Genomic DNA, 8,863 nt, shown 5'->3' with positions numbered 1-8,863 from the left:
GCGCCGCTGCTGCTCTATGGCTACGGCTCTTACGGCATCCCCATGCCGGCCAGCTTCTCGACCAACCGGCTGTCGCTGGTCGATCGCGGCTGGATCTACGCCATCGCCCACATCCGGGGCGGTTCGGACAAGGGCTGGGGCTGGTTCCTGGCCGCGCGCCGGATGACCAAGAAGAACACCTTCACCGACTTCATCGCCGCCGCCGAACACCTGATCGGCCAGAAATACGCCACGGCCGGAAACATCGTCGCCCAAGGCGGTTCGGCGGGCGGCATGCTGATGGGCGCGGTCAACAACATGCGCCCGGACCTGTGGGCCGGCGTGATCGGCCAGGTGCCGTTCGTCGACGTGATCAACACCATGAGCGACACCTCGCTGCCGCTGACGCCGCCCGAGTGGCCCGAATGGGGCAATCCGATCGAGGACCCCGAAGCCTATGACTACATGTTCAGCTACAGCCCCTACGACCAGGTGAAGCCCCAGGCTTATCCTGCGGTGCTGGCGACCGGCGGCCTGTCCGATCCGCGCGTCACCTACTGGGAGCCGGAAAAGTGGGTCGCCAAGCTGCGGCCGGCCACAACCTCGGGCAAGCCGGTCCTGCTCAAGATCAACATGGAGGCTGGTCACGGTGGCGCGGCGGGGCGGTTCGACTATCTGAAGGAGGTCGCCCACGACTACGCCTTCGCCATCTGGGCCGTGGACAAGGGCTGGGAAGCCGCTTGAACGCCCCTGACGTCCGTGACCTGACGGCCGCCGACATCGCAGCCGTCACCGCCATCTACGCCGAAAGCGTGGCCAACGGCCGGGGTACGTTCGAGCTGGAGCCGCCGGACGAGGCCGAGATGGCTCGCCGGCTGTCCGCAGTGACAAAGCTGGGGCTGCCCTGCCTGACGGCGGACCTGGACGGTGTGGTCGCGGGATACGCCTACGCCGCGCCGTTTCGGACCCGTCAGGCCTATCGCTACACGGTCGAGGACTCGATCTATATCGCGCCGTGGGCCAGGGAGCGCGGCGTCGCCGGCGTCCTGCTGGACGCGCTGATCGCGCGCTGCACGACGATGGGGCTGAGGCAGATGGTCGCCGTCATCGGCGATGCGGAGAATCTCGGCTCCATCGCCCTGCATCGTTCCCGCGGGTTCGAGGATGCGGGCGGTTTTCGGTCGGCGGGATGGAAGCACGACGACTGGCGCGACGTGATCTTCATGCAGCGGGCTCTGGGCGACGGCGACGCCTCCCCGCCTGCCGCGCCGGGTCTGCCCCTGGTCGACAAGATCGGCGCCTGAGCGTCATTGCGGCCGTGAAGATCTTGCAGATCCTGCTGGCTGTCTGCGGCGCCGAGCGAGATCGCGCCCTGCCATCAGCAGGATCATCATGAGCCCTCGCCCGACAAGGCCCCGATGGCGATGAAGTCGATGGTCTGCTGCGTCGAGTCCAAGGACGGATGGCTGCTGGAAACAGCGGTTCACCCGAACGACCGCTGGACTGTCTTGGGCCGGGCCGAGCGTATCGAAACCGACGAGTTGGTCCCTGGCCTCAACGGGGGCCACGGGCCGCTCTACACCGTGTCCAGGCGTCGCTGGGACTGGTCCGCGACTGGCGTATCGCTCCCGCGTCCGCCTGGGGCTGGGTGGGCTCTACGCCTTCAACCAGGTTCCCGGACCGCTGGAGCCGCTCTACGGCGGCGATCCCGACGGCGCCATGGTGTTCGCGCGGCTGAAGATCGAATAAGCGAAACGGGGCCCGTCCGACGGGGGGCTCCTATGTCGCCGTCAGCCACGACAGGGTGGCGTAGCCCAGCACGCCAAAGGCGGCGAGGCTGGCCACCGCGCCGATGGCCATCACCACCCGGAAGTGGCGGTGCAACTGATAGAGCAATTCGCCGATCATCGACGATCCCACAGCCGATGGATCATTTCGATCCCACAGGCCCAGGATACAGCAAGATGCAGGCCGGGTGGAATCGCGGCTCCGTGAACGCCGTTTTGCGTCCTTAGACCAGGCGGCTCTGCACGACGGCGGCGGCGATATAGCTGGCGAACAGCGGGTGCGGCTTGAACGGGCGGCTTTTCAGTTCGGGGTGGTATTGCACGCCGATGAACCACGGATGGTCGGATCGCTCCACCGTTTCGGGCAGCACGCCGTCGGGCGACAGGCCCGCGAACACCAGCCCCGCCTTCTCCTCGATGGCCTCTCGGTAGTTGATGTTGACCTCGTAGCGGTGGCGATGCCGTTCGCTGATGTCCGTCGAGCCGTAGATCTCGGCGATCTTGGAACCAGGCTTGAGCGTCGACTCATAGGCGCCCAGGCGCATGGTTCCGCCCAGGTCGCCGCCCTGCTGGCGCAGCACGCGCTGATTGCCTTGGGTCCATTCGGTCATCAGGCCCACGACGGGCTCGTCGGTCGGGCCGAACTCGGTCGAGGACGCCTTGGGATAACCCGCCAGATTTCGCGCCGCCTCGATCACCGCCATCTGCATGCCGAAACAGATGCCGAAATAAGGGATGTTGCGCTCGCGGGCGAAGCGGGCCGCCTCGATCTTGCCTTCCGAGCCCCGCTCGCCGAAACCGCCGGGAACCAGCACCGCATGGGCGCCCTGCAGTCGCTCCTCGCAGGCCTCGGGGTCGCCCTCGAAGGTGTCCGCCTCGACCCAGTCGATGTTGACCTTGACGTTGTTGGCCACGCCGCCGTGGTGCAACGCCTCGATCAGCGACTTGTAGGCGTCCTTCAGCACCGTGTACTTGCCGACGACCGCGACGGTGACCTCGCCGTCGGGATGCAGGCGACGGCGTGCGATCTCCTGCCAGCCGGACAGGTCGGGCTCCGGCGCGTCGGTGATGCCGAAATGCGCCAGCACCTCCCGGTCCAACCCCTCGCGGTGATAGTCCAGCGGCACGGCGTAGATGTCGGCCGAATCCATCGCCTGGATCACGCCGCTTTCGCGCACGTTGCAGAACAGACCGATCTTGCGCTTCTCGTCAGCCGGGATCGGCTGTTCGCAGCGGCACAGCAGGATGTCGGGCTGGATGCCGATGGAGCGCAGTTCCTTGACCGAGTGCTGCGTCGGCTTGGTCTTCATCTCGCCGGCGGTCTTGATGAAGGGCAAGAGCGTCAGGTGGACGAAGCACGACTGTCCGCGCGGCAGGTCCTGGCCCAGCTGGCGGATGGCCTCGAAGAAGGGCAGCCCCTCGATGTCGCCGACCGTGCCGCCGATCTCGACCAGCACGAAATCGACGTCGTCGCCGTCGTCGGTCAGGGCCGGCGTCAGGCAGAAGGATTTGATCTGGTCGGTGACGTGGGGAATGACCTGGACGGTGGCGCCCAGATAATCGCCGCGCCGCTCCTTCTCCAGTATGGTCGAATAGATCCGACCTGTGGTGATGTTGTCGGACTTGGCGGCCGACACCCCCGTGAACCGCTCGTAGTGACCCAGGTCCAGGTCGGTCTCGGCGCCGTCATCGGTGACGAAGACCTCGCCGTGCTGATACGGGCTCATCGTGCCCGGGTCGACGTTCAGATAGGGGTCTAGTTTGCGCAGGCGGACCTTGTATCCGCGCGCCTGGAGAAGCGCCCCGAGGGCGGCGGAGGCGAGGCCTTTTCCAAGCGAGGAAACCACGCCGCCGGTGATGAACACATAGCGAGCCATGGGCGGACACCTTACTCCATGATTCGCGCCGGCGGCATCGGCGGTCGCGAATCGAACTGTTGATCAAAAGAAGAAAGCGCGCCCTGCGGCGCGCTTTCGGAAACTCGGTCGGGGCGGCGCCCTTACTGGGCGGGCGGTTGGGCCGGCGCCGCGGACGGCAGGCTGGCCTCTAGGTCGTCCAGCGACGGCGCGGCCGGCTGGGCGGGCGTCGTCGGCTGCTGCGGCTGGGCAGGCTGCTGGGACTGAGGTTGGGGCGTGGTGGCCAGGGCGCCGACCGCGTCGGCGTCGATCACCGACTGCGAGGCCCGGTCCATATTGCCCACGACCGTCAGCACGATGGTCAGGGCGAACAGCGCCGCCGCCAGCCACCAGGTGGTAACGGTCAGCAGGTTGCCCGCCCCGCGCGCGGTCATGAACCCCGAAGGGCCTCCGCCCATGCCCAGCGCGCCGCCTTCGGAGCGCTGCAGCAGCACCACGCCAGTCAGGGCGATGGCGACCAGGATGATGGCGGCGAGCAGAATGGTCTGGAGCATGGCTTCGTTCATGTGGGCGCGACCGCGCGCCGATCAAGCGGCGGCCTCTATCACCGAAGCCTGCCGGGGGCAAACCTCAGGCGGCGCGAATGATGGCCAGGAAATCCTCTGCCTTCAGGGAGGCGCCCCCGACCAGAGCGCCACCGACCTCCGGCGTCGACAGGATCGCGCCCGCATTGTCCGGCTTGACAGAGCCGCCGTACAGGATCGGCGCCCGGGCCGCGCCCTGTCCCAGGCGCTCGACGATGGCCGAACGGATCGCCCCATGCATCTCGGCGATCTGGTCCAGGGTCGGCGTCAGGCCGGTGCCGATCGCCCAGATCGGCTCGTAGGCCACGGCGAAAGGCCGCTCCTTCAGACTGTCCGGCAAGGAGGCGGCGACCTGGGCCGTCACGACCGCGACGGCGTCTCCTTCCTCGCGCTCGGCCAGGCTTTCGCCCACACAGACGATCGGTTCCAGACCGGCGGCCACGGCGGCCTCGACCTTGTCGGCGACGTCGCGGTCCGTTTCGCCAAAGGCCGTGCGGCGCTCGGAATGCCCCAGAATCACCAAGCGAGCGCCGGCGTCGGCCACCATTTCGGCTGACACGGACCCCGTGAACGCCCCCTGCGGCTGGGCATGGCAGTCCTGAGCGCCCAATTCCACCTGACCTTCCGCCAGCACGCCGCGCATGCGGTCTATCAGCGTCGCGGGCGGACAGAGGCCGACGCGCACCGCGCATGCGTCGGCGAGGAGCGCCCTAGAGAGACTGGATGCCTGATCCAACGCTCCCGACAGGCCGTGCATCTTCCAATTGCCGACCACCAACTTCACGGATTGTTTCATGCCGCCTGTCTAGGCGCCCGGAGCCGACAAGCCAAGGGGGCGCGCCGCATTGCCGCCATCATGCCGTCCTTGCAGCCATCCCCCTCGCCCGCCTATACGCCGCAGTGACGCCAACCTCGGCCAGTCCCGGGATTCTCGAATGATCACCGCCTTCCGCGCCTTCTCCCGTTCCAAGTGGGCCGCGGCCCTGCTCGTCCTGATCGCCATCAGTTTCGTGATCGTGGGCGCGCGCATGGACGTGTTCTCGAACCTGGGGCCCAAGCACGTGATCGACGCGGGTTCCCGTTCGATGAACGAGGCGGAGTTCCGGGCCGCCTTTGATCGGGTGCGCGCGAACATCCAGGAACAGGCCGGCCGTCCCGTGACCAACGAGGACTTGGTGGCCGAGAACATTCCCGGACGCTTCCTGGAAAGCCAGACCCAGCAACTGGGCTTTCTAAACTGGGCCTGGGAGGCGGGCATCCGCCCCGGCAAGGAACTGATCGTCAAGCAGATCCGCCAGATCCCGGCCTTCTTCAACCAGGTCACCGGCCAGTTCGATCAACAGGCTTATGAAAGCGCGCTGGCGCAGCAGAACCTGACCCCCGCAATGCTGGAACAGGACCTGCGCGACCAGTATGCGACCGAACATTTCGGCGCGGCCCTGCAGGCGGGCGTTCGCGCCCCGCGCATCTATGGCGCGGTCCTGGCCGGCCAGGCCTTCGAGACCCGCGACGGCCGCTGGTTCCAGGTCACGGACGCGATGATCGAGCGCCCTGCGGCCCCCACCGACGCCCAGCTGAACGCCTTCATTCAGGAGAACGCGGCGCGGCTACGCAGCCCCGAGTTCCGCATGGTTTCGGTCGTCTTGTTCAGCCCTGACGCGGCCACCCGGACCGCCGCCATCTCCGACGATCGCATCCGCGAACGCTTCGAGTTCAAGAAGGACAGCCTGGGCCGTCCTGAAACCCGCACCTTCGTCACCCTGACCGCGCCGAACCGCGAGACCGCGCAGAAGATCGCCGCCGCCCTGCGCGCCGGCCAGTCGCCGGCCGATGCGGGCCGCGCCAACAATGTCCGTCCGGCCGAATTCGCCGGCTCGCCCCGCACCGCCGTCGGCGACCCCGCCGTCGCCGCCGCCGTCTTCGGTCTGCAGAAGGACCAGGTGTCCGATCCAATCCAGGCGGGCGTGGGCTTCGCGGTGGCCAAGGTGACCGACATCCAAGCCCCGCAACCGGCCACGCTGGACAGCGCCCGCGAGCAGATCGTTCAGGAACTGCGTGAGGAGGACGCCAAGGGCGCGACCTATGAGAGCGTCCAGAAGTTCGAGAAGGCGCGTCAGGACGGCAAGAACCTGGCCGACGCCGCGCGCGAGGCCGGCGCCCGCATCGTGGACCTGCCCCCTGTGACCCAGGACGGCCGCCTGCCGAACGGGCAGCCGCTGAACGCCCCTGAACAGGTCTTTTCCACCGCCTGGGGCCTGACGAAGGGCGGAGAAAGCGACGTCATCGACGCCGGCCAGGGCCAGTATTTCGCCGTGCGCGTCAATGACATCCGTCCGGCCGCCCTGCCCAAGCTGGACGAAGTCCGCGCGCCCTTGACCCAGGAATGGACCCGCCGCGAGGTCATGCGCCGCGTCTCAGCCAAGGCCGAGGAGCTGGCCGGCCAGGTGCGCGGCGGTCAGGACATCGCCGCCGTCGCCCGTTCGGCCGGAGCGACCCTGGTGTCTCGCCAGCGTATCGGCCGCGATCGCGCCACCCAGGAAGCCGTCGGCCAAGGCGCGCTGCAGGGGCTGTTCGGCCAAGGCAAGGGCCAAGTCTTCGCCCAGCCGTCCGACGCCGGCTATGTCGTCGGCCGCGTGGATCAGGTCCATGCCGCCGAGCCGTCCGTCGCGGGTCCGGCCGCCGAGGCCGCCCGTGCGCGCATCGCGCAGGACCTGGCCCAGGGGCTCACCGAAAGCGCCTTCACCGCCGGCGCCGCCCGGTCCAAGGTCAAGAACGATCCGGTCCTGGCGCGTCAGGCCCTCGGCCTGCCCGACCAGCCCGCCACACCCGCTCCCGCGCAATGACGAGCACTGCGGGCGGGGCCGACGTCGAGGCGGAGGACTTCAAGGCTGGCCTGAGCGCCGGCCGACCCCAGGTGCTGGTTCGGCGGGTCATCGATGACCTGGAGACGCCGGTTTCGGCCTTCCTGAAGTTGGGCCGCAACCGGCCTTACGCCTGCCTCCTGGAGTCGGTCGAAGGCGGGGCGGTCAAGGGGCGCTATTCGATCCTCACCCTCGATCCCGACCTCGTCTGGCGATGCCAGGGCGAACGCGCGGAGATCGCGCGGGGCGCGGACGCGATCGCCTCGGCCCGGTTCGAGGCCGAGGCCGCGCCGACCCTGGACTCGCTGCGGGCCCTGATCGCCGCCTCACGCTTCGACCTTCCTCAGGACCTGCCGCCGATGGCGGCCGGCCTGTTCGGCGTGTTCGGTTACGACATGGTTCGGTTGCTGGAGCCGTTGGGCGACGCCAATCCCGATCCCCTCGCGTTGCCCGACGCGGTGCTGACCCGCCCCTCGCTGGTGGCGATCTTCGATTCGGTAAAGCACGAGATCGTGCTGGTGGCCGCCGCCTATCCAGACGCCGGCGCCGATCCGGCCCAGGCGTTGACGCAGGCGCAGGGTCGTCTCGACGCCTTCGAGACGGCGCTTCGCCAGCCCTTGCCGGCGCGCGCGCCGGTGCAGGAAACGCCGCCGCCCGTCTTCACCTCCCCAGTGGACGAGGACGCCTTCGGTCGGATGGTCGCGCGCGCCAAGGATTACATCGGGGCGGGCGACATCTTCCAGGTGGTGCTCAGCCACCGCTTCTCGGCGCCGTGGGGCGCCGATCCCTTCGCCTTCTACCGCTCGCTGCGGCGACAGAACCCGTCGCCCTATCTGTTCTACCTGAACTTCGACGGCTTTCAGTTGGCCGGGTCCAGCCCGGAAATCCTGGTTCGCCTGAAGGACGGCGAGGTGACCATCCGTCCCCTGGCTGGAACGCGTGCGCGCGGCGAGACGCCCGAACTCGACAAGGCGCTCGAGGCCGAACTCCTGGCCGATCCGAAGGAACGCGCCGAGCACCTGATGCTGCTGGACCTGGGCCGCAACGACGTCGGACGCGTGGCCGCGCCGGGCACGGTCGAAGTTACGGAAAGCTTCGTGGTCGAGCGCTACAGCCAGGTCATGCACATCGTCTCCAATGTTCGCGGCAAGGCGGATCCGAAACTGGACGCCGTCGACACCCTGCTGGCCGCCCTGCCCGCCGGAACTCTGTCGGGTGCGCCCAAGGTGCGGGCGATGGAGATCATCGACGAGTTGGAAGACGAGAAGCGCGGCGTCGGCTATGGCGGCGGCGTCGGTTACATCTCGGCCGGCGGCGAGGCGGACATCTGCATCACCCTGCGCACCGCCCTGTTCGCCGACCAGCGCATCTTCGTTCAGGCGGGGGCCGGCGTGGTCGCCGACAGCGATCCGGCGGCGGAATACGCCGAGACCCAGCACAAGGCGCGTGCGCCGATGCGGGCGGCCTCGGATGCCTGGCGTTTCCGGGCCGACGCCTTCTAGCGAGAGAGAACGACCGAAGGGTCGTCGATGGCCACGCCCGGCCCCAGCACCACGACCCCGGCCATCACGATCGCGGCCGCGGCGGCCAGGGTCGCCGCACCAAGCGCCGCCAGGCCGCTGGGCGGAGCGACCTTGGGATGGGCCAACAGCGTCTTCGCCATGGCGATCTGTGCGGTCGAATCGATCATGCGGTCGGCCCCTTCCTGTCGCGTCATTGGGCGACCGTGACGGTTAACGTGCGCTTTACCGCCGAGCCGGCTTGGCGCGGGCGGCGCACGGGCCTAGAAGCCCAAA

9 protein-coding genes are annotated in these 8,863 nt (G+C 68.4%); 4 read left to right on the top strand and 5 right to left on the bottom strand.

Annotated elements, in window-relative coordinates:
* Positions 1–723 (top strand): prolyl oligopeptidase family serine peptidase (locus tag B2U11_RS09145; protein ID WP_292071289.1); only part of this gene is annotated, 723 nt, incomplete at its 5' end.
* Entirely contained in the window at positions 720–1,283 is a 564-nt protein-coding gene (locus B2U11_RS09140; protein WP_292071288.1) for a GNAT family N-acetyltransferase, read from the top strand. The genes B2U11_RS09145 and B2U11_RS09140, both read left to right, overlap by 4 nt.
* A gap of 475 nt (positions 1,284–1,758) precedes the next feature.
* Here B2U11_RS09140 and B2U11_RS09135 read toward each other — a convergent pair whose 3' ends face one another.
* From B2U11_RS09135 to tpiA, 4 genes are all read right to left on the bottom strand, one after another.
* Entirely contained in the window at positions 1,759–1,887 is a 129-nt protein-coding gene (locus B2U11_RS09135) for a hypothetical protein (protein ID WP_292071287.1), read from the bottom strand.
* Positions 1,888–1,990: 103 nt separating this feature from the next.
* A complete protein-coding gene (locus B2U11_RS09130) occupies positions 1,991–3,643 on the bottom strand; it encodes a CTP synthase (protein WP_292071286.1) in 1,653 nt (550 codons plus the stop codon).
* Between the two features lie 122 nt (positions 3,644–3,765).
* Positions 3,766–4,176, bottom strand: a complete 411-nt coding sequence (gene secG / locus B2U11_RS09125; RefSeq protein ID WP_349680720.1) for a preprotein translocase subunit SecG — start codon at positions 4,174–4,176, stop codon at positions 3,766–3,768.
* Positions 4,177–4,252: 76 nt separating this feature from the next.
* Positions 4,253–5,002: a triose-phosphate isomerase gene (tpiA, locus tag B2U11_RS09120; RefSeq protein WP_292071284.1), complete on the bottom strand. Its 750-nt coding sequence runs from the start codon at positions 5,000–5,002 to the stop codon at positions 4,253–4,255.
* Between the two features lie 139 nt (positions 5,003–5,141).
* On the opposite strand from tpiA, the gene B2U11_RS09115 reads away from it, so the two are divergent.
* Positions 5,142–7,049: a peptidylprolyl isomerase gene (locus B2U11_RS09115; RefSeq protein WP_292071283.1), complete on the top strand. Its 1,908-nt coding sequence runs from the start codon at positions 5,142–5,144 to the stop codon at positions 7,047–7,049.
* Positions 7,046–8,569, top strand: a complete 1,524-nt coding sequence (gene trpE / locus B2U11_RS09110; RefSeq protein WP_292071282.1) for an anthranilate synthase component I — start codon at positions 7,046–7,048, stop codon at positions 8,567–8,569. The genes B2U11_RS09115 and trpE overlap by 4 nt, the downstream gene beginning before the upstream one ends.
* Here the strand turns inward: trpE and B2U11_RS09105 are convergent.
* Positions 8,566–8,757 carry a peptidoglycan-binding protein gene (locus B2U11_RS09105; protein ID WP_292071281.1) on the bottom strand — a complete coding sequence of 64 codons (192 nt, stop codon included), beginning with the start codon at positions 8,755–8,757 and terminating at the stop codon, positions 8,566–8,568. The two genes, trpE and B2U11_RS09105, sit on opposite strands and share 4 nt — an antisense overlap.
* Between the last annotated feature and the right edge of the window lie 106 nt (positions 8,758–8,863).

Origin of the sequence: Brevundimonas sp. UBA7534 (assembly GCF_002479325.1) — a bacterium.
Taxonomy (GTDB): Bacteria; Pseudomonadota; Alphaproteobacteria; order Caulobacterales; family Caulobacteraceae; genus Brevundimonas.
The sequence above is the reverse complement of the archived record's forward strand: the minus strand, read 5'-3'. Positions and strand labels throughout refer to the sequence as shown.

Coding starts and splice junctions, on each gene's coding strand:
- tpiA (WP_292071284.1), bottom strand. CDS start 5,002: ATGAAACAATCCGTGAAGTTGGTGGTCGGCAATTGGAAGATGCACGGC.
- B2U11_RS09115 (WP_292071283.1), top strand. CDS start 5,142: ATGATCACCGCCTTCCGCGCCTTCTCCCGTTCCAAGTGGGCCGCGGCC.
- B2U11_RS09105 (WP_292071281.1), bottom strand. CDS start 8,757: ATGATCGATTCGACCGCACAGATCGCCATGGCGAAGACGCTGTTGGCC.
- trpE (WP_292071282.1), top strand. CDS start 7,046: ATGACGAGCACTGCGGGCGGGGCCGACGTCGAGGCGGAGGACTTCAAG.
- secG (WP_349680720.1), bottom strand. CDS start 4,176: ATGCTCCAGACCATTCTGCTCGCCGCCATCATCCTGGTCGCCATCGCC.
- B2U11_RS09130 (WP_292071286.1), bottom strand. CDS start 3,643: ATGGCTCGCTATGTGTTCATCACCGGCGGCGTGGTTTCCTCGCTTGGA.
- B2U11_RS09135 (WP_292071287.1), bottom strand. CDS start 1,887: ATGATCGGCGAATTGCTCTATCAGTTGCACCGCCACTTCCGGGTGGTG.